Annotated in this window: 20 protein-coding genes and 2 tRNA genes; 18 read left to right on the top strand and 4 right to left on the bottom strand. The window is 71.5% G+C overall.

Annotated features, from left to right (window positions below):
* Nucleotides 1-3: 3 nt before the first annotated feature.
* Nucleotides 4-2,037: a CDP-glycerol glycerophosphotransferase family protein gene (locus tag HNR57_RS07370; RefSeq protein WP_184557979.1), complete on the bottom strand. Its 2,034-nt coding sequence runs from the start codon at nt 2,035-2,037 to the stop codon at nt 4-6.
* A 351-nt stretch (nt 2,038-2,388) separates the two neighbouring features.
* On the opposite strand from HNR57_RS07370, the gene proB reads away from it, so the two are divergent.
* The 5 genes from proB (at nt 2,389) to HNR57_RS07345 (ending at nt 7,374) form a co-directional block, all read left to right on the top strand.
* Entirely contained in the window at nt 2,389-3,495 is a 1,107-nt protein-coding gene (gene proB, locus HNR57_RS07365; protein ID WP_184558869.1) for a glutamate 5-kinase, read from the top strand.
* Between the two features lie 135 nt (nt 3,496-3,630).
* Nucleotides 3,631-4,089: a DUF8830 family protein gene (locus tag HNR57_RS07360; RefSeq protein ID WP_033306375.1), complete on the top strand. Its 459-nt coding sequence runs from the start codon at nt 3,631-3,633 to the stop codon at nt 4,087-4,089.
* A gap of 72 nt (nt 4,090-4,161) precedes the next feature.
* The gene (locus tag HNR57_RS07355) at nt 4,162-5,448 is read left to right on the top strand and encodes a glutamate-5-semialdehyde dehydrogenase (RefSeq protein WP_184557977.1); all 1,287 of its coding nucleotides are present in this window, start codon (nt 4,162-4,164) and stop codon (nt 5,446-5,448) included.
* Nucleotides 5,449-5,638: 190 nt separating this feature from the next.
* Nucleotides 5,639-6,214 carry an SCO2584 family spore wall biosynthesis protein gene (locus HNR57_RS07350; protein WP_446696899.1) on the top strand — a complete coding sequence of 192 codons (576 nt, stop codon included), beginning with the start codon at nt 5,639-5,641 and terminating at the stop codon, nt 6,212-6,214.
* A gap of 89 nt (nt 6,215-6,303) precedes the next feature.
* Nucleotides 6,304-7,374 carry an SCO2583 family membrane protein gene (locus HNR57_RS07345; RefSeq protein ID WP_184557972.1) on the top strand — a complete coding sequence of 357 codons (1,071 nt, stop codon included), beginning with the start codon at nt 6,304-6,306 and terminating at the stop codon, nt 7,372-7,374.
* Between the two features lie 25 nt (nt 7,375-7,399).
* Here the strand turns inward: HNR57_RS07345 and HNR57_RS07340 are convergent, their stop codons facing one another.
* Nucleotides 7,400-8,521: a M48 family metallopeptidase gene (locus HNR57_RS07340; protein ID WP_184557969.1), complete on the bottom strand. Its 1,122-nt coding sequence runs from the start codon at nt 8,519-8,521 to the stop codon at nt 7,400-7,402.
* Nucleotides 8,522-8,645: 124 nt separating this feature from the next.
* Between HNR57_RS07340 and HNR57_RS07335 the strand changes: the two genes are divergently transcribed.
* The 10 genes from HNR57_RS07335 (at nt 8,646) to HNR57_RS07290 (ending at nt 13,835) form a co-directional block, all read left to right on the top strand.
* Complete coding sequence (locus HNR57_RS07335; protein WP_033306370.1) at nt 8,646-8,807, top strand: hypothetical protein; 162 nt, start codon at nt 8,646-8,648, stop codon at nt 8,805-8,807.
* A gap of 163 nt (nt 8,808-8,970) precedes the next feature.
* Complete coding sequence (locus tag HNR57_RS07330; protein ID WP_003990192.1) at nt 8,971-9,135, top strand: hypothetical protein; 165 nt, start codon at nt 8,971-8,973, stop codon at nt 9,133-9,135.
* 85 nt (nt 9,136-9,220) lie between these two features.
* The gene (gene nadD / locus HNR57_RS07325) at nt 9,221-9,964 is read left to right on the top strand and encodes a nicotinate-nucleotide adenylyltransferase (protein WP_184557966.1); all 744 of its coding nucleotides are present in this window, start codon (nt 9,221-9,223) and stop codon (nt 9,962-9,964) included.
* A gap of 16 nt (nt 9,965-9,980) precedes the next feature.
* A complete protein-coding gene (locus HNR57_RS07320; protein WP_184557963.1) occupies nt 9,981-11,693 on the top strand; it encodes an LCP family protein in 1,713 nt (570 codons plus the stop codon).
* A 101-nt stretch (nt 11,694-11,794) separates the two neighbouring features.
* The gene (gene rsfS, locus HNR57_RS07315; protein WP_184557959.1) at nt 11,795-12,241 is read left to right on the top strand and encodes a ribosome silencing factor; all 447 of its coding nucleotides are present in this window, start codon (nt 11,795-11,797) and stop codon (nt 12,239-12,241) included.
* On the top strand, nt 12,238-12,906 hold the full coding sequence (locus HNR57_RS07310) for a histidine phosphatase family protein (protein ID WP_184557941.1): 669 nt from the start codon (nt 12,238-12,240) through the stop codon (nt 12,904-12,906). The genes rsfS and HNR57_RS07310 overlap by 4 nt, the downstream gene beginning before the upstream one ends.
* A gap of 74 nt (nt 12,907-12,980) precedes the next feature.
* Nucleotides 12,981-13,053, top strand: a tRNA-Ala gene (locus tag HNR57_RS07305).
* Between the two features lie 200 nt (nt 13,054-13,253).
* Nucleotides 13,254-13,427 carry a hypothetical protein gene (locus HNR57_RS07300; protein ID WP_184557938.1) on the top strand — a complete coding sequence of 58 codons (174 nt, stop codon included), beginning with the start codon at nt 13,254-13,256 and terminating at the stop codon, nt 13,425-13,427.
* 3 nt (nt 13,428-13,430) lie between these two features.
* A complete protein-coding gene (locus tag HNR57_RS07295; protein ID WP_006136074.1) occupies nt 13,431-13,664 on the top strand; it encodes a hypothetical protein in 234 nt (77 codons plus the stop codon).
* 98 nt (nt 13,665-13,762) lie between these two features.
* Nucleotides 13,763-13,835: transfer RNA gene (locus tag HNR57_RS07290), tRNA-Ala, on the top strand.
* A gap of 101 nt (nt 13,836-13,936) precedes the next feature.
* Here HNR57_RS07290 and HNR57_RS07285 read toward each other — a convergent pair.
* On the bottom strand, nt 13,937-15,547 hold the full coding sequence (locus HNR57_RS07285) for an NADH-quinone oxidoreductase subunit NuoF family protein (RefSeq protein ID WP_184557935.1): 1,611 nt from the start codon (nt 15,545-15,547) through the stop codon (nt 13,937-13,939).
* The gene (locus HNR57_RS07280) at nt 15,544-16,809 is read right to left on the bottom strand and encodes a cytochrome b/b6 domain-containing protein (RefSeq protein WP_184557932.1); all 1,266 of its coding nucleotides are present in this window, start codon (nt 16,807-16,809) and stop codon (nt 15,544-15,546) included. Before HNR57_RS07280 ends, HNR57_RS07285 begins: the two co-directional genes overlap by 4 nt.
* 469 nt (nt 16,810-17,278) lie before the next feature.
* On the opposite strand from HNR57_RS07280, the gene leuS reads away from it, so the two are divergent.
* From leuS to HNR57_RS07265, 3 genes are all read left to right on the top strand, one after another.
* On the top strand, nt 17,279-20,158 hold the full coding sequence (gene leuS / locus HNR57_RS07275) for a leucine--tRNA ligase (protein ID WP_184557929.1): 2,880 nt from the start codon (nt 17,279-17,281) through the stop codon (nt 20,156-20,158).
* A gap of 168 nt (nt 20,159-20,326) precedes the next feature.
* Nucleotides 20,327-21,133, top strand: coding sequence for a hypothetical protein (locus tag HNR57_RS07270; protein ID WP_184557919.1), 807 nt, complete (start codon nt 20,327-20,329; stop codon nt 21,131-21,133).
* 72 nt (nt 21,134-21,205) lie between these two features.
* Entirely contained in the window at nt 21,206-22,051 is an 846-nt protein-coding gene (locus HNR57_RS07265) for a DegV family protein (protein ID WP_184557915.1), read from the top strand.
* Nucleotides 22,052-22,327: the final 276 nt, after the last annotated feature.

Here is a 22,327-nt window from a genome sequence, read left to right as displayed (position 1 = left end):
CGCTCAGCGCGGCGCGGTCGGGATCTCGGTCGCGGTGCGCTGACCGGGCACCGCGGCCAGCCGCTCCGCCACCCGGACCCGGTGGTCCCGGGCCTCCCCGCACAGCGCCCGGACGGCGTCGTTGAAGCGCTCCTGTGACGACGGCTCCGCCGGGCCGAGCAGACGCAGCTTCAGCTCGGCCCGCGCCCCGGCCAGTTCGTCGCGCTCCGGGTGCCGGACCGCCTCCAGCAGACCCGGCACCCCGGCGGCGTCGGGCGTCAGCACCGTCGCCGCCACCACCGTCGGGAACGCCGCACGGAAGGCGTCCTCGGGCAGCCCGCTGGTGTTGGCCACCGCGTACGGCTTCTCGCTCGCCAGGAAGTCGCTGATCACGCTCGACACATCACTGATCAGCAGATCGGCCACGTTGAAGCAGGAGTACAGCGCGGGCCGGGCGTCCGTGATGATCTGGTGCTCGCCCTCCGGCAGCGAGGCCCAGTACGCCTCCTCCCACGCGGCCGTCGCGCGTGCCACCGCCTCCGCGCGGCCCGGCTCCGGCGCCGACTGCACCAGCATCCGCTCCACGGTGTCGGCCCCGGTCCGGAAGACCGACGTCGTGAGCCGGTCCAGCTCGGCGGCGCAGCGGGCGAGTTCCGCGCTGTCCGAGGGGTGCGCCCCCGGCCGCTCCCGGTTGGCCGCCCGGATCAGCTCCCGGATCCGCAGATCGGCAGCGCCCGCGCGCGGGTCCACCGAGCCCGTCAGCGGATGCGGCTTGTACAGCAGCCGCACGCCCGGGTCCGCGAGCAGCGCCCGCACCAGGTTCTCGCCGGCCGCGATCACCGACGTGTTGCCGGGGTTGCCGTCCCAGCCCTCCCAGGTCGGCGCGTACAGCACGGTCGTGCGTGACCCGGCCGGCGGCCCCGCGTACGGCAGCACGCCGTCCAGCTGCGGGCGGCCCGTCTCCACCACGTCCTTGTCCTCGACCCCGACCTCGGCCAGCGCGTACCGCTCGCGCGCCGCGGGACCGGCCACCCACACCTCGTCGTACGCCTTCGCGTAGGGGTTGCAGGAGGAGAGTTTGTCGCTCTCGCCGTGGTTGACGAAGGTGTGCTTGATCGTGGGGATGCGCAGCACCTGGGAGGTCTTGCCGGAGTTCGACGGGTGGATGAGGACCTGCAGGGTGGAGTGCTCCAGGCGCATCAGCGTCGACACCTTCGGCAGGCACACGATCGGGATGTCCGTCGCCGCGATCTTCTGCACCATGAACCGCTCGCGCAGCACGATGACCGGCCTGCCCTCCAGTCCGGCGAGCGGCGCCAGCCACATGTTCGCCTGGTAGGCCGAGGCGGCACCGCCGGAGAAGTACAGCCCGACGGTCGGCCGGTAGTCGGCCAGCCACGCGTCGAACCAGTCGAGCACCTCCTGCTCGTCCGCCGGACGACGGCCCGGCAGCAGCCGCAGGAGCAGCGCGCCGAGGCCCGTCAGCCCCAGGGCGAGGGAGAGGGCGATGCCCGCCGCCGCGTACACCGGCCGGTCGCCCAGTGCGCTGGCCAGCAGCCCGGCCGTGGCCGGCAGGCCGAACACCAGCAGCCGGTGCCCGGGACGGCACAGCAGCACGGACGGGGCCGGGGACAGCCGCAGCGCCGAGGCGTCGATGTTCCGGGTGACCACCGGCAGGGTGCGGGTGCGGCGCACCAGTACGGAGACCGCCTGGATCGCGCAGTGCAGCACGTAGAAGACGAGCAGCCCGGCCACCAGCGGGGCGTACACCGTCTCCCGGTCCTGCTCGCCCAGCCGCAGCAGGGCCACGACCAGCAGCAGGTCCCGCAGGACGTGCCGCACGCTGATGTCCGCGTGCGACTTGGCGAACAGCGACAGCACCCCGCGCTGCCAGCGGTACAGGACGCCCTCGGTGGCCAGGGAGACGACCGTCGCGGCGATCAGCAGCGGAACGTCCGGCAGCAGCGCCGCGACCGCCTGTGCGGCGAACGCGGCGGCCAGGACGACGGTGACCAGCCCCTTGAGAAGGGCCTGCGGGCGGGGGAGAGGTACGGGCACTGCGGTCACTCCAGGAGCGTCGGGTCGGCGCAGGTCGGCCGTCCGGGTTAACGCGCGGCGACCTCCTGACGACACGCGCGTGTCGTCAGGGCGTGGGGGCGGCCGCCGCCGCGTGTCGTCGGACCGTAGCGGAAGACCGTGTTCCTGTCGTGGGCGGGGCCGGAAAAAGTAAGATCGGCGGCCCGTCGCGCGGCGGACCGGAGGAACGCGCCCGCCGTCCCGTGACGCGGGCGGCACCGTCCGTAGCGTGGACCGGCGCCGCACCCCGTCCGGCCGTCCCGTAGATTTCCTGGTGAGGGAGCGAATCGACGCGAGGGGACGGACGGCGACGTGGCAGGGGCAAGGCAGGCCGTGGGCGAGGCCCGCAGGATCGTCGTCAAGGTCGGGTCCTCCTCGCTGACCACCGCATCGGGCGGCCTGGACGCGGACCGCGTGGATGCGCTGGTCGACGTCCTCGCCAAGGTCCGCAGCGGCGGGGAGCGCGAGATCGTCCTGGTCTCCTCGGGCGCCATCGCCGCCGGCCTCGCCCCGCTGGGCCTGCGCCGCCGCCCCAAGGACCTCGCCCGGCAGCAGGCCGCCGCCAGCGTCGGCCAGGGCCTGCTGGTCGCCCGCTACACCGCCTCCTTCGCCCGCTATGGTGTCCGCGTCGGGCAGGTCCTGCTGACCTCCGACGACATGAGCCGCCGCTCGCACCACCGCAACGCCTCGCGCACCCTCGACAAGCTGCTGGCGATGGGCGCCTTCCCGGTCGTCAACGAGAACGACACCGTCGCCACGGACGAGATCCGCTTCGGCGACAACGACCGCCTCGCCGCCCTCGTCGCCCACCTCGTCCACGCCGACCTGCTGGTCCTGCTGTCCGACGTGGACGGCGTCTACGACGGGGACCCCGCGAGGCCCGGCACCTCCCGCATCGGCGAGGTGCGCGACCCCTCCGACCTCGCGGCCGTCGAGATCGGCAGCACGGGCAAGGCCGGCGTCGGCACCGGCGGCATGGTCACCAAGGTCGAGGCCGCCCGGATCGCGGCCGCCGCCGGCGTCCCCGTCGTCCTCACCAGCGCCATCCACGCCGCCGACGCGCTGACGGGCCAGGACACCGGCACCTACTTCCACCCCACCGGCAAGCGCTCCGCCGACCGGCTGCTGTGGCTCCAGCACGCCTCCACCCCGCAGGGCGCGCTGACCCTGGACGACGGCGCCGTGCAGGCCGTCGTGGACCGCCGCAAGTCGCTGCTGCCGGCCGGGATCGCCGCCGTCGAGGGCGAGTTCAGCGCCGGCGACCCGGTCGAGCTGCGGGACGGCACGGGGCAGGCGGTGGCCCGCGGGCTCGTCAACTTCGACGCCAAGGAGATCCCCCGCCTCATCGGCCGCTCGACCCGGGAACTGGCCCGCGAACTCGGGCCCGCGTACGAACGCGAGGTCGTACACAGGGACGACCTGGTGGTCCTGCACCCGTAATGTGTCGAAACATCCGCCCCCGGTGGTGGACGTTCCGCAAAACCGCCACGCGATCCCTTGCGGCCTGCTCAACTTTGTCTCGGGGACCTATTCCGCAGCAGCGCCACTGTGCAAAAGGAGGCCGTCGTGAGACGAGTGCGCCCGGGGGCCCAGGCGTCCCGCGGTGGTGCCGGCTCCCGCGCGGCCGGTGAGGAGCGCGCCCTGACGAGCGTGGCGGCCGGGGACCGGTTCCAGGGCGAGGAACCCGGCGACACCCCGCGCCTGTGGCACGTCACCCTCAGCGTCTCCGGCAAGGAGGCCCCGCTCCCGGAGGTCCGGCGCGCCCTGGAACAGCTCGCCCACGACCACCCCTTCTTCCTGACCAGCCGGTACGCGGTCGACCACGCGGAGATCCGCTACTGGGAGGAGGCCCGCGACCTGCACGACGCGGCCGCCGTCGCCCTGCGCCTGTGGGGCGAGCACCGGCAGACCGCCGGACTGCCGCCCTGGGAGATCGTCGGCCTGGAGGTCATCGACCGCGCGACGTACCACCAGCGCATCGCCGAGGGGTACGGACCGCCGCCGGCGTCCCCGGTCGGCGTTCACCCGTTTTGACCCGTTCCACGGAGTGTCTCGCGCAGTGGAACGAACGATGAACCCAGCCGCCCGGCGCACTACCCTTCCCTCATGACCACGCTCTCTCCGTACGACTCCATGTCCCCGGTCACCGAGGCCGCCTACCGCGCCAAGGCCGCGGCGGCGACCCTCGCGCCGCTGCCCCGGGCCGAGAAGGACGACGCGCTGCTCGCCATCGCGGACGCGCTGGAGGTCCGTGCGAGCGAGGTCGTCGAGGCCAATGCCAAGGACGTCGCCAAGGCCCGCGAGGCCGGCATCAGCGAGGGCATGATCGACCGGCTCACGCTCACCCCCGAGCGGATCCGCGCCATCGCCTCCGACGTCCGCGACGTCGCCGCGCTGCCCGACCCGGTCGGCGAGGTCGTCCGCGGCTCCACGCTGCCCAATGGCATCGACCTGCGCCAGGTCCGCGTGCCGCTCGGCGTCGTCGGCATCATCTACGAGGGCCGGCCCAACGTCACCGTCGACGCCGCCGCCCTGTGCCTGAAGTCCGGCAACGCGGTCCTGCTGCGCGGCTCCTCCTCGGCGTACCAGTCGAACACCGCCCTCGTACGTGTCCTGCGCGACGCCGTGGGCGGGGCCGGGCTGCCCGCCGACGCCGTCCAGCTCGTCCCCGGGGAGAGCCGCGACAGCGTGCGCGAGCTGATGCGCGCCCGCGGCCTGGTCGACGTGCTCATCCCGCGCGGCGGCGCCTCCCTGATCAACACGGTCGTCCAGGAGTCCGTCGTCCCGGTCATCGAGACCGGCACCGGCAACTGCCACGTCTACGTCGACGCGCAGGCCGACCTCGACATGGCCGTCGAGATCCTGATCAACTCCAAGGCCCAGCGGGTCGGCGTCTGCAACGCCGCCGAGACCCTCCTGGTCCACCAGGACATCGCCGCCGAGTTCCTGCCCCGCGCCCTGGACGCCCTCGCGGAGGCCGGGGTCACCGTGCACGCCGACGAGCGCGTGCAGGCCCACGCCAAGGACTCCAAGGCCACCGTGGTCGAGGCGACGGCCGAGGACTGGGAGACCGAGTACCTGTCGTACGACATCGCCGCCGCGGTCGTGGACTCGCTGGACAAGGCCGTCGAGCACATCCGGCTGTGGACCTCCGGCCACACGGAGGCCATCGTGACGACCTCCCAGCAGGCCGCCCGCCGCTTCACCCAGCTGGTCGACTCGACCACGGTCGCCGTCAACGCCTCCACCCGCTTCACCGACGGCGGCCAGTTCGGCTTCGGCGCGGAGATCGGCATCTCCACGCAGAAGCTGCACGCCCGCGGCCCCATGGGCCTGCCGGAGCTGACCAGCACGAAGTACATCGTCACCGGCGACGGGCACATCCGGCGCTGACCCGTTCGGCGTAGGGCGGTATGCGGGCCGGCGCATGGTTGTGCCGGCCCGGGCGGCGCGGCGCGTCGGCGTGCGGTGGGGGTGAACGGGCGGGCGTGCGCCCTCACGGACCCCGGGGGAGCCGTCTCGAACGGTGGATGAATTTCCATACCGTCTGCCCAAATTGACCCCCCAGGTCTACTCTGGATGCGTGCCGGAGGACGTGGGGGGCACGCCGTTTCCGGACGGCCGGGAGCCCGACGACGACCACGACCGCGGGGTGTCGGACGAAGAGTTCGCCTCCGTGGTCTTCGACGAGGCCTTCGTAAGCGCGGCCGTGGTGCACGAGCCGACCGCAGTGGAGCGCCTCCTGGCCGCGGCCCAGGCGAGGGCCGAGGCCTCCGAGGCGGAGGCGCGCCGCGCCCGCACCAGAGGCGAGCGGTTCGACGACGGGTACGGTTCGGACGGCCGCGGCGGTTTCGGCCGTGACCCCGACCTCGACGAGCTCGACGACCCCGACATCATCGAGGACCACTACGGCGGCTCGGGACCCTACTCCAAACAGGTCCGCTGGCACCGCCCCGTCGCCTGGATGCTCGCCCTCGTGATGGGCATCGGCATGGTCGCGCTGGCGTTCACGGCGGTCTACCGGGGAGCGTCCTCCAACCGGGACGAGCCCGCGCCGCCGCCCGCCTCGACCGGGCTGGAACAGGGCAGCGGAGCAGCCCCGTCGGCTTCCGCCGACTACTCCCAGCCGGCCGTCTCGGTGATCCCCCGCAGCCCCTGACCGGAACCCGCCCATCTTGGTGAGAACCTGTCAGAACTTGTGGTGCAGCGCGGCGTTTACCCGAGCTTCCGGCGACCTACCCTGAAGATATGGGCGGGCCTGGAAACCCACCTGAGGGGACTCCCGAGGGCGCCCCCGGAGGTGGCGAGGACGAGTACCGATCCGTCGTCTTCGACGAGTCGTTCGTCCGTGCTGCCCGCCTCCAGGAGTTCTCCGCGCAGGAGCGCATCGCCGACCACGCGCCCGCCGTGCGACGCCGCCCGCCCCTGCGCCGGGGCCTGTCCCGGCAGGCCCTCGTCCTGGTCCTGCTGATCGCCGTCGCCTTCGGCACCGCGATCTACATGGGCGTACGGCACCCCTACCAGACCCCTGCCGCCCGGGAGCCCGTCGAGCCCCTGCGGATGACCGTCATCCCGCTCGCCCCCGAGGGCAAGGTGCCCGGCACGGCCGACCTGGAATACCTGTACGACCACAGCCCCGCCGCCCAGTTCAGGACCGGCGCGGAGGGCGTGCCGCTGCCCGCCTCGCGGCGCACCGCGCACTTCTCGGACAGCCAGGTCGTGAGCGCCCTGACCACCGCCAAGGACTACATCGTCCGGTCGGCCCTCGACCCGGAGGTGCTCACGGGCGGTGAGGTCCGCGCCGTCCGCGTGCTGCTCGACCCCGACCAGCTGGAACAGTTCGACCAGAGCTTCGCCCGCCCCACCGCCGACGGACGCCACGCGCCCACCGGATGGCTCGTGCGCTTCGACCCCTCGCGCGCCGAACTCGCCGACCGCAAGGTCCGGGTCCAGGGCACGCTGCAGGCCGCCGAGGCCGACTCGTCCACGCTCGAGGTCACCGCCGACCACACGTTCGTGTACGCGCTGCGGCCCGCCGGGGCCACCGGCGAGGACGAGGTGTCCCTGTTCACCCTCCGGCGCGAGTTGCACTTCCGCTTCGACCGGGACGACCTGCGACTGCACCAGGCCCAGCTCGTCGTCTCCTACGTCCAGGCCGGCCCGCTCTCCTGCGCGGAGGACTCCACGAACCACCTCCGGCCCCTCCTCGCCGGCCAGACGGCCAAGGAGGGCGGCCCCGCGGGCACCGACCCCTACGCCACGGGCAGCGCGACGGCCCTGTGCGGCTCCCTGGCGACGAGCGCGCAGCCGAAGGTCTGAGGGGCCCGGAGGGCCGGAGGGGGCTTCAGCTCCCGTCGCGCGGCGGCCGGTCGTCCCCCGAGGAGTCCGGCGAGCCCGTCTCCGGGCCCTGGGGCGGCTTCGGTGAGGAGCCCGTGAAGCCGCCGAAACCGCGGCGGACCCGGTCGCCCAGGTCACCGGCGCCGCCCGCGAGGTCCGTGACCAGCTTCATCAGCGGGTCCTTGGAGCCCTTCACATGAGTGCTGTAGTGGTTCGCCGACTCCCGCCAGGAGTCCCGGACCGAGGTGTCCTTGTCCTCGTCGCGCCGCGGGTAGTGGCCGTCCATGATCCGCTGGTAGTCCCGCGACTCGGCCCACTTTTTCAGCTCGGCCGCCCGCACGGTGGTGAAGGGGTGGGAGCGGGGCAGCACGTTCAGGATCTTCAGCACGGAGTCGCGCAGGTCGCCCCCGGCCTCGTACTCCTCGGCCTGGGCGAGGAACGCGTCCACGTTCATCTCGTGCAGGTGGTTGCCGCCCGCGATCTTCATCAGACCCCGCATGGAGGCCTGCAGATCCTGCCCGACCAGCAGCCCGGCCCGGTCCGCGCTCAGCTCCGACTTGCGGAACCACTCCCGCAGCCCCGTCACGATCGCCATGATCGCGAGGTTGCCCAGCGGGATCCAGGCGACCCGGACGGCGAGGCTCGTCAGGAACAGCAGGATCGTCCGGTAGACGGAGTGCCCGGACAGCGCGTGCCCGACCTCGTGCCCGACGACCGCCCGCATCTCCTCCTCGTCGAGCAGCTCGACCAGGCCGGTCGTGACGACGATGATCGGCTCGTCCAGGCCGATGCACATCGCGTTCGGCTGCGGGTCCTGGTTCACGTACATCGGCGGGACCTTCTCCAGGTCCAGGATGTAGCAGGCGTCGAGCAGCATCACGTTCAGATGCGCGAACTGCTGGTCCGAGACCCGCACGGAGTCGGACAGGAACAGCAGCCGCAGACTGCGCTCGGGCAGCAGACCGCTGAGTGCCTTGAACACCGTGTCGAACCCGCTCAGCTTGCGCAGCGCCACCAGGGCGGAACGGTCGGCCGGGTGCTCGTACGTCCGCGAGGAGATCCCGGGGAAGCGCCTGCGCTGCCTGCTCGGCACGTGCTCGTGCCCGGTGTGCTCGTGGCCGTCGGACATGTCTTCCCCCATGCGTCTCATCTGACCTTTGCGGCCCCTTGTGCGGCCTTTTGCTTCCCCGAGGCAGAGCCCAGCCTAGGCGGAGTTACGGTGGTCGGGCAGTACAGCGAAGGAGACCACCGCCATGGAGCACCACCCCGCATCCGCCTGGCTCGCCGAGGCCGCGAGCGCCGCAGAGCGGCAAGGGGGGCCGGGGATGCTGCGGTACGTCCTGCTCGTGATGATCGTGGGCTGTGTGCTGACCGCGTGGTTCCTGCTGCGTGGCTACAGACGGAAGGACGACTGAGTCCACGCGAAGGTTCCCCGCCGGGCCCCGGGGCCGGGCCGGCGGCGGCACGAGGGACCGCCCGCGGCACGAACAGGCGGAGTCGGGGTGATCGCGGAACGGGCGCCCGCTTACGATGAGCCGACGTCTTTATCCCGCCCACACGCGATAGGTCCTGCCGAAGATGAGCTTCCACAGCACCGCTGCCCAGTTGGTCACCCTCGCCGCCGAGGGCGAGGAGCACGGCGGAAACCACGAGAGCCTCAGCCCCTACCTCACCGGCGGTGGCGCACTGTTCATCCTGCTGCTCCTGCTGTGGATCACCACCCGCTTCAACCGCGACCGCTGAGACCGGCGGGGCATCCCGCCGAGGATGCCCGGGGGACCACGGGGGCGGCCGGAGCCCTCAGGCAGGGCCGGTAGGGTCTGCACGCATGGGAGAGCAGGACATGCCTACCGGTCCGGCGAACGAGACGCCGCACGACCCGGCACAGGACACGGCGAGTGGAACCGAGCGACACTCGGAGCCCCGCCGTGCCTCCGCGGCGGCCCACGGGACCCATGGTCCCCGCACGAGCCCGTCGCGGACGGGCAAGCGCCGCCTCGGCGTCATGGGCGGCACCTTCGACCCGATCCACCACGGGCACCTGGTGGCGGCCAGCGAGGTCGCCGCGGCGTTCCATCTCGACGAGGTGGTCTTCGTGCCGACCGGCCAGCCCTGGCAGAAGAGCCACCGCAGCGTCTCCCCGGCCGAGGACCGCTACCTGATGACGGTCATCGCGACCGCCGAGAACCCGCAGTTCTCCGTGAGCCGCATCGACATCGACCGCGGCGGCCCCACCTACACCGTGGACACCTTGCGCGACCTGCGCGCGCTCAACCCGGACACGGACCTGTTCTTCATCACGGGCGCCGACGCGCTCGCCCAGATCCTCACCTGGCGGGACAGCGAGGAGCTGTTCTCCCTGGCGCACTTCATCGGAGCCACCCGGCCGGGTCACCACCTGGACGACTCCGGGCTCCCCGAGGGCGGTGTCTCGCTGGTGGAGGTCCCCGCCCTGGCCATCTCCTCCACCGACTGCCGTGCGAGAGTCGCCAAGGGCGATCCCATCTGGTACCTGGTGCCGGACGGAGTCGTGCGCTATATCGACAAGCGCGAGCTGTACCGCGGCGAGTGAGCCGAGAGGGGCACCGGTGAACGACCGATACGACGCGGGGGCCGCGGACCACGGCGCCGACCAGTACGAGATCGTCGGCTACGACGAGTACGGCCGGCCTGTCTACCGGCAGGTCCGGCCCCAGCAGACCCAGCAGCAGACGTACGACCCGTACGACCCGTACGCCCAGCAGACCCAGCAGTACCAACAGGGCTACGGCTACGACCCGTACGCCCAGCAGGGCGGGCAGCCGCCGCCCGCCTACGACTACGGCGCCTACGACCCGTACGCGACCGGCTCGCACCAGAGCGGCCCCGCACAGGGCGCCCCGCACGACCCCTACGGCCAGGCCGGCGCGGCCGGCGCCACCGGCCGGCAGCCCCGCGCCGCCGAACAGACCGCGCAGCAGACCCCCCACATCCCGCAGCAGGCCGGCCCGGTCCACGACCGGGAAACCCCCGCCGAGCCGCAACGGGATTACCACACCGAGCAGTTCGCCTTCGTCGAGGAACCGGACGCCAACTCCGAAGACGTCATCGACTGGCTGAAGTTCACCGAGAACCGCACCGAACGCCGCGAGGAGGCCCGGCGCCGGGCCCGCAGCCGGATCGTCGCCCTGACGGTCGTGCTCGCGCTCGTCGCGGCCGGCGGCGTCGGCTGGCTCTGGTACGCGGGCAAGCTGCCCGGCCTGTCCTCCGACGGTTCTGCGACCGGCACCGCCACGGCCGCGGGCGCCCAGAAGCGCGACGTGATCGTCGTCCACCTGCACGACATCAAGGGCGACGGCACCGCCACGGCCCTCCTGGTCGACAACACCACCACCGAGCGGGGGACCACCGTCCTGCTGCCCAACTCGCTCGCTCTGACCAGCGACGACGGCACCACGACGACCCTCGCCAAGTCGGTCGAGGACGACGGCTCCGACGGCACCCGCGACGCGCTCGACACCGTCCTCGGCACCGACATCGAGGGCACCTGGCGCCTGGACACCCCCTACCTGCAGAACCTCGTCGACCTCGTCGGCAACATCGACGTCGACACCGACACCGACGTCCCCGACCCCACCGCCAAGAAGAAGGGCGCGGCCCCCCTGGTCAACAAGGGCCGGGACCAGACCCTCAGCGGCAAGATGGCCGTCGCCTACGCCACCTACCGCGCCCCCGGCGAGGCCCAGAACGCCCAGCTGGAGCGCTTCGGGCAGGTCCTGCAGAGCGTCCTGCGCAAGCTGTCCTCCGACCCGCAGGCCGCGACGACCACGATCCAGACGCTGCAGCAGATCCTCGATCCGTCCCTGACCGACAAGGACCTCGGCACCTTCCTCGCCGGGCTCTCCGACCTCGCCAAGGGCGGCGACTACAAGACGGACCTGCTGCCCGTCCAGAGCGACGGCACGCTCAGCGCCCGGACCGGCGCGGGGATCGTCAGGAACGTCCTCGGCGGCACCGCCAAGAGCCCCGACAAGGACGCAGCCGTCAGTGTCTCCGTCCAGAACGCCACCGGCGTCAAGGACAACACCGAGAAGGCCCGCGTCGTGCTCCTCAACGGCGGCTTCACCTTCCTGGAGGGCGGCACCGGCACCGCCCGGGCCACCTCCGAGGTCGTCTACGCCGACGCCGCCGACAAGGCGAACGCCGCCGAGGTCGCCAAGACCCTGGGCCTGCCCGCGGGCTCCGTCGCCAAGGGGAAGATCTCCTCGAGCGCCGACGTATCCGTCGTCCTCGGCCAGGACTACAAGCCGTCGTCCGACTAGACGGCGGGAGCCCCCCCACGTGATCCCCGTTATCGCGTGGGGGGCCCACGGCGGTCCGTGAGACCCTTGGTGGCAAGTGTCCGCCGACCGAAAGCCTTGCAGTGACCGTGACCGACCGCTCTCACGAGCTGATCAACACCGCCGCCCAGGCGGCTGCCGACAAGCTGGCCCACGACATCGTCGCCTACGACGTCAGTGACGTGCTGTCCATCACGGACGCCTTCCTGCTGGCCTCCGCGCCCAACGACCGCCAGGTCAAGGCGATCGTCGACGAGATCGAGGAGCGTCTCTCGAAGGAACTCGGCGCGAAGCCGGTGCGCCGCGAGGGCGACCGCGAGGCCCGCTGGGTGCTCCTCGACTACGTCGACATCGTCGTCCACGTGCAGCACAGCGAGGAGCGCGTCTTCTACGCCCTGGAGCGGCTGTGGAAGGACTGCCCCGAGCTCGAACTGCCCGAGGAGGCCAAGGCCACCCGCGGCAAGGCCGAGGAGCACGCCAAGCTGCGCGCGGCCGAGGAGGCGGCGGAGCTGGACGGTGAGTGGCGGTGACCTCCGTCAGTGGGGCGTCCGCCGGAAAGGGCCGGGGCCGTCGCATCATCCTGTGGCGGCACGGCCAGACCTCGTGGAACGTGGAGCGCCGCTTCCAGGGCAGCACGGACGTCGAGCTGACCGAGACCGGTCTCGCCCAGGCCCGCCGCGCCGCCCGGCTGCTCACCTCCCTGAAGCCCGACGCGATGGTCGCCTCCGACCTCCGGCGCGCCGCGGCCACGGCCGCCGAGCTCGCCACGCTCACCGGCCTCGACGTCACCCACGACGAGGCGCTGCGCGAGACCTATGCGGGCGTCTGGCAGGGCCTGACGCACGACGAGATCATCGCCCGGTACGGCGAGGAGTACGCCGCGTGGAAGCGCGGCGAGCCCGTACGCCGCGGTGGCGGCGAACTGGAGACCGAGGTCGCCGACCGCGCCGCCCCCGTGGTGCTCCGGCACGCCGAGAAGCTTCCCGAGGACGGCACGCTCGTCGTGGTCAGCCACGGCGGCACGATCCGCACCACGATCGGCCGCCTGCTGGGTCTCGATCCCCGCCACTGGGAGAGCCTCGGCGGACTCTCCAACTGCTGCTGGTCGGTGCTCGGTGAAGGCGCCCGCGGCTGGCGCCTGCTGGAGCACAACGCCGGCACGCTGCCGGAACCGGTGCTCGGCGACGACGACTGACCCCGGATTTCACTTTCCGGCAGGTCGCAGGCTAAAGTTCTTCTTGTTCGCCCCGCCCGGCGGGGACGAGCAGAGGGGCTATAGCTCAGTTGGTAGAGCGCCTGCATGGCATGCAGGAGGTCAGGAGTTCAATTCTCCTTAGCTCCACGTCAAGATCCCGTTCCCGCTCAGGGGGCGGGATTTTTCGTGCTCCGGCTTGAGTCACTCGGCCTCGCTGAGGCGTATACCTCTACGGCCCCGCCGGGTGCCGTGTCCGGACTGGTACTGAGGCGTCGCTGACCGTATTGGTCCGGCCGTGGCAGAATCAAACGGCCGGAAGGGGGCGCGGCCCGACGGGAGGAGTAGCGATGCCTGCGAGCATCCGCGAGGAGGTCGACCACCTCTTCGCAGCAGCGTTCACACGGGACATGTCCACCCGCCTCAGCTGCCCTTCCTGCGGTTCCGCGCACGTGGCCCAGATGCTCGGCGACAACGGCGGGATTTCCTACGTGTGCACGGCCTGCGGCCACAGCTGGAGCTGATCGATGGGTGCACACAGGCGGAAGTGCGACTGGTGCGGCAGCGGGACTCCCATCGTCCGCGACATGGAACCGATCAATCCCGACTACCAGTACTGGTGCGAGGAATGCGCGCGGGCGCTGATCATAAAAGGCGACCCGATCGAGACGTACCGCGAGTTGGAGGGCGAACCGATCTACGGCCGGCTGCTGGAGGAGCACTGCACACTCAAGCGGTTCTACTCGTTCGTCACGGCATAACGGACATTTCGGGCGAAGCGAAACCGATTTGGTGTTGAGCCTGATGGGCCAGTAATGTTGGCTTCGCCGCCGGGGAAACCCGGAGGAAGCACTGGCAAGGGGCTATAGCTCAGTTGGTAGAGCGCCTGCATGGCATGCAGGAGGTCAGGAGTTCAATTCTCCTTAGCTCCACAGAAGTTGAGAAGGCGGGCCATCCGATCGGATGGCCCGCCTTCTTGTCGTGGGTACGAGTACGGCGGGCCCCCCACCGGGGGAGCCCGCCGTACGTGTGCTCAGCGGCCGAGAGCGCGGCGGCCGCGGCCCTGGGAGAGGACCGGGAGGTTGCGGGACGGCGCGCCCGGCGCGCCCGACTCCTCGATGCGCAGCGCCAGCGCAGGACAGCGGCGCACCGCGCGTAGAGCCTTGGCCTCGGCGTACCGCGGCACCTGCGCCTGCGCCACGGTCGGGAAGCCGTCGGCCCCCAGCTGGAACACCTCGGGGAGGATGTCCGCGCACAGTCCGTGGCCGCGGCACAGCGTCCAGTCGACGTAGATCTTCTGGCGGCTGGGGCCGTTCTCCTCGGACTCGCCGCCGCCCGGGATGCCCGTCGGGGCCCTGCCGCCCTCGAAGAGCGGCAGAACGCCCTCCACGGGCCGTCCGCAGCCATTGCCGAGGACGTGGGCGGCCAGGTCGTCCGTGAACGCCTTGATGGTCGACTCCAGGAACATCGCGGAGCCGTCCGGGTGCGAGCACGCGCCGCGCCGCTTCACGTTCTTGGCGACCTGCTTGAGCGCCTCCAGGGCGGCCGGTCCGCCACCGTTGAGGATGTCCTCCAGGCCGCGCGCGGCGGCCGGCAGACCGAGGTAGCAGGGGCCGCACTGGCCCGCGCTCTCCTCCGCCAGCCACTGCGCCACCCGCAGCGACTCGCCCAGCGGGCAGGTGTCCTGAGTGATCGGCAGAATCGCCCCGGCGCCGAGAGCGCCGCCCACCGCGTCCAGGGAGTTGCGGGAGACGATCGCCTCGTTGACCGTCGCCGCGTCGATCCACTTGCCGTGGTAGCCGCCGGTGAGCACGCCCTGCGGTACCGGCGGTGCGCCGGCGAGCTGCAGGACGTACCGCAGCGGCACGCCCGTCGGGACCTCGATCACCATGGGGCGGGCGACCGCGCCGGAGACCGTGAGCATGACGGTGCCCGGCTCGTCGTACAGGCCGGTGTTGCCGTAGCGCTCCGGGCCGATGCGGGCGGCGATCGCCAGCTGGGCGAAGGTCTCGGCGTTGGACAGCAGGGTGGGCGCGCCGCCGACGCCGTTCTGCGAGGCGCTGACCTTCCGGCCGGGCGGGATGGCCGGGCCGCCGTCGATCGAGCGGATCAGCGACGCGGCGGCACCGGTGACCATGCGGACCGGGTTGCGCTGGACCCGCGCGCGCAGCGCCGAGCGGCGGCCGTTGTTGAGGCCGCGTTCGGCGAGCGCGGCCTCCATGGAGCGCTGGGTCGACTCACGGGTGACCCCCACCACGAGCGTGCGGGCACCCAGGGCCTCGGCGCACAGCAGCGCGCCGTCCAGGATCAGATGAGGAGCACGGTTGATCAGCACCGTGTCCTTGCGGCAGGCCGGTTCGTCCTCGCTTCCGTTCACGACGACGACCGGCCGGACGCCGCGCTTGATCGCCGCTTCGGCGACCGAGCGCAGCTTCTTGTGGAAGGGGAATCCCGCGCCGCCGCGGCCCTTCAGGTTGATGCGTTCGGCGAGTTGAGCGAGCTGCTCGCCGCCCATCGGTTCGAGCGGCCCGTGCACCTTGAGGTGCATGGGCAGATCGAGCCGATCGACAAGGTCGAAGCCCGACGTGAGCTGAGGAAGGCCGACGACTCGGACTTCGGGTACGTCGGGCAGGGCCTCGTTCACTTAAAGCCTCCGGAAGGCGTGTTCCAAGGTTCGCCCGATCCCGGAGCGTCGAAGTCGTAGGACGCACCGGGCGTTGTTTCAGTGGCGGGACCGCTGTTGTACGTGTCGTTCGGGTAGTACGTGTCGTAGACGGCATTCGTCTCACCCGTGTCGTACACGTCACTCGATCCAAAGCCGGAGACGCCTGGATTGCCATAGGCCGGGATGCTTTGTCCGGTGTCCTGCAGAGGGTCGTAGGGCGGGATGTTGAAGCCCGTGTCCTGGAGCGGGTCGTAGGCCGAGGGCGGGGCCTCGCCGACCGGCGGCGGGGACGGGATCGGCCAGTTGCCCGAAGTGCTGGAGGGTCCGTCGACGGTCGGGATGGTCTCGGTGGGCTGCATGTCCAGCGGCAGCTGCATGCTGGTGGTCGGCCCCGGCGCGAAGGCCTGCTGGCCCTGGGGCGGGCCCGAGACGGCCCGGTAGGCGGCGGCGAAGCCGTTCGCCGGCTCCCTGGCCGCGGGGCGTTCCGCCTTCTCGTACAGCGGCCCCGACGGGGATGCCGCGCGGCGCGCGGATGCCTCCCGGCCGTCGTAGCCGGGCAGCGCGGAGCCGCCGCCCGCCCGGGCCCGGCTCTCCTCCAGATCCCTGCGGCCCTGTCCCTCGCCGGGCCCGATCACCGAGGCGACCTTGTCGGCGACCTTGCGCTTGACCTGGCGCGGAGCGGCGCGCAGGGCGAGCGCTCCGGCCACGCCGACCAGGGACAGGCAGTACAGGATGAGGAAGATCGGCTTGGCCGCGCGACCCGCGTAGAGCCCGTGGACCAGGGCGGCGCACCAGGCCGGGTAGGCCAGCATGTGCATGGCCCGCCAGCGGGCGGCGACCGGCGCGGGGGACGCGAAGCGGTTGCGCAGCACGCCGGTGATGCCCACGAAGATCATGAGCATGCCCGCCAGGGTGCCCAGGCCGATCAGGAACGACCTGCCCGCGACCAGTTCGTCGTCGGTGAACAGCAGCCCGAAGGGGATCACCGCGGCGACCCACGAGGTGTGGGACAGCGCCAGCTTCACCCCGATGTGCACCAGCAGGAAGGCGATCGAGGCGACGGCCGTGGTCCGGTGCACGGCCTGCGCCAGGATGCGGCGGCGTGCGTCGAGAAGGATCCGGTCCTGGGCCACGAGGCCCCAGATCACGGAGCACGTCAGACACACGAGGGACAACACGCCCGCACCGAAGTTGAGGAACTCGGCGAACGAGTCGTCTGCCGTGGAGTCGTAGGGATTCACGACCGGCCTCCCCACGTCCCGGCGTGCGGGGGTGGCGAGCTGATACTGCGATGAGGGTTCATGGGGGCAACTCCGAGCGGTTCGGGAAAGCAGCGGTCCCGCTGCCGAACTCTAAGCGGAGCCATACCGATGGGTACGAGGTTTGAGTTATTGCGTTGTTATCAAAGGACAATATGCTTGTTGCGATGTCCCTTAGTGACTGTTACGCGAAGTAACTCTTGACCTTGGTTCAGCTTTTTGGGCACCGAGACGGCCCCGCGAAGCGCGTCGCGACGCGCTGGGGGCCTGCGGTACCCTAGCGCCATGCGTGCCGTACGCCTTCTGCTTAGCGGGCCGCGCTGATCAGTCCCGGCCACCGGACGAGTCGAGTGGCCGGCATCGGCGCGGCGTCCCCTCCTGTGCGAGGGGATTTTTCGTTTCTCGAACCAGACAGCCGCAGGCAGAGACGATCGATGGAGCTTTGAGGATCATGAGCGAGACGAACCCCGCCGCCACCTCCGAGGTGGCGGCGCCGCACCGCTACACGGCCGCCATGGCTGCCGAGATCGAGGCACGCTGGCAGGACTTCTGGGACGCCGACGGCACCTACGCCGCCCCCAACCCCAAGGGCGACCTGGCCGGCGACCGGGAGGCCGTCGACCGCCCCAAGAAGTTCATCATGGACATGTTCCCGTACCCCTCGGGTGCGGGCCTGCACGTCGGCCACCCCCTGGGTTACATCGCCACGGACGTCTTCGCGCGCTTCCAGCGGATGACCGGCCACAACGTCCTGCACACCCTGGGCTTCGACGCCTTCGGCCTGCCCGCCGAGCAGTACGCGGTGCAGACCGGCACGCACCCGCGCGTGTCCACCGAAGCCAACATGGAGAACATGAAGTCCCAGCTGCGCCGGCTGGGCCTGGGCCACGACAAGCGCCGGTCGTTCGCCACGATCGACCCGGACTACTACAAGTGGACCCAGTGGATCTTCCTGCAGATCTTCAATTCCTGGTACGACCACGAGGCCGGGCGGGCCCGTCCGATCGCCGAGCTGGTCGCCGCGTTCGAGTCCGGTGAGCGGCCCGTGCCGGGGCACACGCGCGCGTGGAGCGAGCTGAGCGTCGCCGAGAAGGCCGACGTCCTGGGCGAGTTCCGGCTGGCCTACGCCTCCGACGCGCCGGTCAACTGGTGCCCCGGGCTGGGCACCGTGCTGGCCAACGAGGAGGTCACCGCCGAGGGCCGCTCCGAACGCGGCAACTTCCCGGTCTTCAAGGCCAAGCTGCGGCAGTGGAACATGCGCATCACGGCCTACGCCGACCGGCTGCTGGAGGACCTGGACGCGCTGGACTGGCCCGAGGCCATCAAGCTGCAGCAGCGCAACTGGATCGGCCGTTCCGAGGGCGCCCGCGTCGACTTCCCGATCGACGGCGAGCGCATCACCGTCTTCACCACTCGCCCCGACACCCTGTTCGGCGCCACCTACATGGTGCTGGCGCCCGAGCACCCGCTGGTCGAAAAGTTCACCCCGGCCGCCTGGCCGGAGGGCACCCACGAGGTGTGGACCGGCGGCCACGCGACCCCCGCTGAGGCCGTCGCCGCCTACCGTGCCCAGGCCGCCTCGAAGTCCGACGTGGAGCGCCAGGCCGAGGCCAAGGACAAGACCGGCGTCTTCATCGGCGCGTACGCCACCAACCCGGTCAACGGCGAGCGGGTCCCGGTCTTCATCGCCGACTACGTCCTGATGGGCTACGGCACCGGCGCGATCATGGCCGTGCCGGCCGGCGACCAGCGCGACTTCGAGTTCGCGCGCGCCTTCGAACTGCCGATCCACTGCATCGTCGAACCGACCGACGGCCGCGGCACGGACACCGACACCTGGGAGAACGCCTTCGCCTCGTACGACGCGAAGATCATCAACTCCTCGAACGACGAGGTCAGCCTGGACGGCCTGGGCGTCGCCGAGGCCAAGGCGCGCATCACCGAGTGGCTGGAGCGGTCCGGCGTCGGCCAGGGCACCGTCAACTTCCGGCTGCGCGACTGGCTGTTCAGCCGCCAGCGCTACTGGGGCGAGCCTTTCCCGATCGTCTACGACGAGGACGGCATCGCCCACGCGCTGCCCGAGTCGATGCTGCCCCTGGAGCTGCCCGAGGTCGAGGACTACTCGCCGCGCACCTTCGATCCGGACGACGCCGACACCCAGCCCGAGACGCCGCTGTCCCGCAACGAGGACTGGGTCAACGTCACGCTGGACCTGGGCGACGGACGTGGCCCGCGCCCGTACCGGCGCGAGACCAACACCATGCCCAACTGGGCCGGTTCCTGCTGGTACGAGCTGCGCTACCTGGACCCGCACAACTCCGAGAAGCTGGTCGACCCCGAGATCGAGCAGTACTGGATGGGCCCGCGCGAGGGACAGCCGCACGGCGGTGTCGACCTGTACGTCGGCGGCGCCGAGCACGCCGTGCTGCACCTGCTGTACGCGCGCTTCTGGTCCAAGGTCCTGTACGACCTGGGGCACGTCTCGTCCGCCGAGCCGTTCCACAAGCTGTTCAACCAGGGCATGATCCAGGCCTACGTGTACCGCGACAGCCGCGGCATCGCGGTGCCGGCCGCCGAGGTGGAGGAGCGCGACGGCGCCTACTGGTACCAGGGCGAGAAGGTCTCCCGGCTGCTGGGCAAGATGGGCAAGTCCCTGAAGAACGCGGTCACTCCGGACGAGATCTGCGCCGAGTACGGAGCCGACACACTGCGTCTGTACGAGATGGCCATGGGCCCGCTGGACGTCTCCCGGCCCTGGGACACGCGCGCGGTGGTCGGCCAGTTCCGGCTGCTGCAGCGGCTGTGGCGCAACATCGTGGACGAGACGACCGGCGAGGTCACCGTCGTCGACACCGAGCCCGGTGAAGAGACGCTGCGTGCCCTGCACAAGGCGATCGACGGCGTCAGCGGCGACCTGGAGGGCATGCGGTTCAACACCGCCATCGCCAAGGTCACCGAGCTGAACAACCACCTGACCAAGGTGGGCGAAGCCGTGTCCCGCCCGGTCGCCGAGGCCCTGGTGCTGATGGTCGCGCCGCTGGCCCCGCACATCGCCGAGGAGCTGTGGCGCAGGCTGGGGCACACCGACTCGGTGGTGCACCAGGACTTCCCGGTGGCCGACCCGGCGTACGTCGTGGACGAGACCGTGACCTGCGTCGTGCAGATCAAGGGCAAGGTCAAGGCGCGGCTGGAGGTCTCGCCGTCGATCTCCGACGACGAGCTGGAGAAGGCCGCGCTGGCGGACGAGAAGGTTGTCGCCGCGCTGGGCGGCGCCGGCATCCGGAAGGTGATCGTGCGCGCGCCGAAGCTGGTGAACATCGTTCCGGCGTAGCCGTCGGGGCGCGCGGACCCCGTCTCGGGGGTCCCCTGCGGGCATGACCCGACTCGGGGTGGTCCCCTACGGGCAGGTTCGGGGTTTTTCTGGAACTCCGGACCTGCCCGTTGCGTTTACCGTTGAAGAGCGACGCGAAGCGCCGTGACGTCCTGAGGAGGAGCCCTTGTGGAAGCAGTGATCGCCGTCTTCGCCCTGCTCTTCGTGCTCCTGTTCGGGCTCGGGGCGTACGCCACCGTGAAGGCGGTCGGCGCCGCCAAGCGCGGCGTGGACCGCGGCATCACCCAGGCCCGCCGCACGGTCGAGGATCACACACTGCGCGCCAAGTCCTTCGCCCAGCCCGGCGCCGCGGGCGAACTCGCCCAGCTCCGGCTGAAGCTGCGCACCTCGATGCGCGCCACGCAGGAGGCGCTGCACGCGGCCGTCGCCGAGGACGAGTCCCTGAAGGAGTCCGTCGGCCTCTTCGAACGGCTCAGCGCGCACGGCCACGAGCTGGACGGCGAGCTCAAGCGCCTGGAGTCCGAGCCGGACCGCGCCGCGCTCAGCGAGCGACTGCCCGGGCTGCGCGAGCGAACCGAGCGCATCACGCACTCGGCCGACTCACTGCGCTGGGCGGCCCGCGACCGGGCCCGCCGCTTCGCGGACGACGACCTGGACTCGCTCAGCGCCCAGATCGACCTGGAGTCCGGGGCGCTGCGGCACTGGACGGCTCCGGAGCCGCAACCCGCGTCCTCGCAGCAGTCCTCGTCCTCGGCGCAGTCCGCGTCCACCCGGCAGCAGGCCTCGCCGCCGCAGTCCGCGCCGCCGCCGTGGCCCGAGGCGCCCGCCGCCGATGCCACCACGGCCGGTCAGACCTGGCCGGACACCGCGCAGTCCGGCTCCGCGCAGGAGCCGGCGCGGCCCGCCATCACGCCGCCGGCAGCGCGCCCGACCTACCCCTGGCAGAAGAAGCCCCGCCCCGAGAGCACCACTTGATCCGGCCACGCGCGCCGCGGGGCGCGGGGGCCGGACTGCCGCACGGGCGCTACGGCAGGTAACCTCCAGCTCATGTCCCGCCATGTCGCGATCGTCACCGATTCAACGGCCTACCTGCCGGCCCGGACGATGGAGCGTCACGGCATCACGGCGGTGCCTCTGACCGTGGTTCTCGGCGACCGTGCGCTGGAGGAGGGCACCGAGATCTCGACCCGCGCCCTCGCCCAGGCTTTGCAGAAGCGGCGCCCCGTGACGACCTCGCGGCCCGCGCCCGCGGTCTTCGAGGAGACCTACCGCAAGGTCGCCGAGTCCGGCGCCACCGGCATCGTCTCCCTCCACCTCTCCGCCGAACTCTCCGGTACGTACGACGCGGCCGTCGTGGCCGCTCGGCAGTCGCCGGTGCCGGTGCGGGTGGTGGACACCGGCATGATCGCGATGGCGCTCGGGTTCTGCGCACTGGCCGCCGCGGAGGCCGCGGAGTCGGGCGGGACGGTGGACGAAGCCGTCGCGGCCGCGGAGAAGAGGGCCGCGGGCACCTCCGCCTACTTCTACGTCGACACCCTGGACTACCTGCGGCGCGGCGGCCGTATCGGTGCCGCGCAGGCCCTGCTGGGCTCGGCGCTCGCGGTGAAGCCGCTGCTGCAGCTGGCCGACGGCCGTATCGAACCGCTGGAGAAGGTGCGGACCGCGTCCAAGGCGATCGCCCGCCTCGAAGAGATCGCGGCCGACCGTGCGGGCAGCGCCCAGGTGGATGTCGCCGTGCATCATCTCGCCGCCCCGGACCGGGCGTCGGCCCTCGCCGACCGGCTGCGGGCGCGATTGTCCGGGCTGGCCGATCTGCATGTCAGCGAGGTCGGGGCGGTGATCGGGGCACACACGGGGCCCGGGCTGCTGGGAGTTGTGGTTTCGCCCCGGTGAACGTTGCTGTGGAGCTCGGATCGCCCGTGTGAGGGACGGAGTTTTCCACAACCGGGGGATTGTCCCCGGGAATCGACCAAGATCATCGTGAGTGGGCCGAAGTGGCCGATCCTCGTCGCATGGCACTTCGATCACGTTCACGCACAGCGACCGCGACCAGTGGGCCGGGCCGGGGGCCGGCGTCCGACGGGCGCGTCCGCCATCGCCGGCACAGATCTGCCGAACGCGGGCGGACCCGCCGGAGTCATGCCTCGGCGGAGGAACTCCGGCGGCGCG

Origin of the sequence: Streptomyces paradoxus (genome assembly GCF_014202475.1) — a bacterium.
Taxonomy (GTDB): Bacteria; Actinomycetota; Actinomycetes; order Streptomycetales; family Streptomycetaceae; genus Streptomyces; species Streptomyces paradoxus.
The sequence above is the reverse complement of the archived record's forward strand: the minus strand, read 5'-3'. Positions and strand labels throughout refer to the sequence as shown.

Bases quoted from the DNA above. Each gene is read 5' to 3' on its own strand.
- HNR57_RS07355 (WP_184557977.1), top strand. From the start codon at position 4,162: ATGACCACGCTCTCTCCGTACGACTCCATGTCCCCGGTCACCGAGGCC.
- HNR57_RS07345 (WP_184557972.1), top strand. From the start codon at position 6,304: ATGGGCGGGCCTGGAAACCCACCTGAGGGGACTCCCGAGGGCGCCCCC.
- HNR57_RS07340 (WP_184557969.1), bottom strand. From the start codon at position 8,521: ATGTCCGACGGCCACGAGCACACCGGGCACGAGCACGTGCCGAGCAGG.
- HNR57_RS07335 (WP_033306370.1), top strand. From the start codon at position 8,646: ATGGAGCACCACCCCGCATCCGCCTGGCTCGCCGAGGCCGCGAGCGCC.
- HNR57_RS07330 (WP_003990192.1), top strand. From the start codon at position 8,971: ATGAGCTTCCACAGCACCGCTGCCCAGTTGGTCACCCTCGCCGCCGAG.
- nadD (WP_184557966.1), top strand. From the start codon at position 9,221: ATGGGAGAGCAGGACATGCCTACCGGTCCGGCGAACGAGACGCCGCAC.
- HNR57_RS07300 (WP_184557938.1), top strand. From the start codon at position 13,254: ATGCCTGCGAGCATCCGCGAGGAGGTCGACCACCTCTTCGCAGCAGCG.
- HNR57_RS07295 (WP_006136074.1), top strand. From the start codon at position 13,431: ATGGGTGCACACAGGCGGAAGTGCGACTGGTGCGGCAGCGGGACTCCC.
- leuS (WP_184557929.1), top strand. From the start codon at position 17,279: ATGAGCGAGACGAACCCCGCCGCCACCTCCGAGGTGGCGGCGCCGCAC.
- HNR57_RS07265 (WP_184557915.1), top strand. From the start codon at position 21,206: ATGTCCCGCCATGTCGCGATCGTCACCGATTCAACGGCCTACCTGCCG.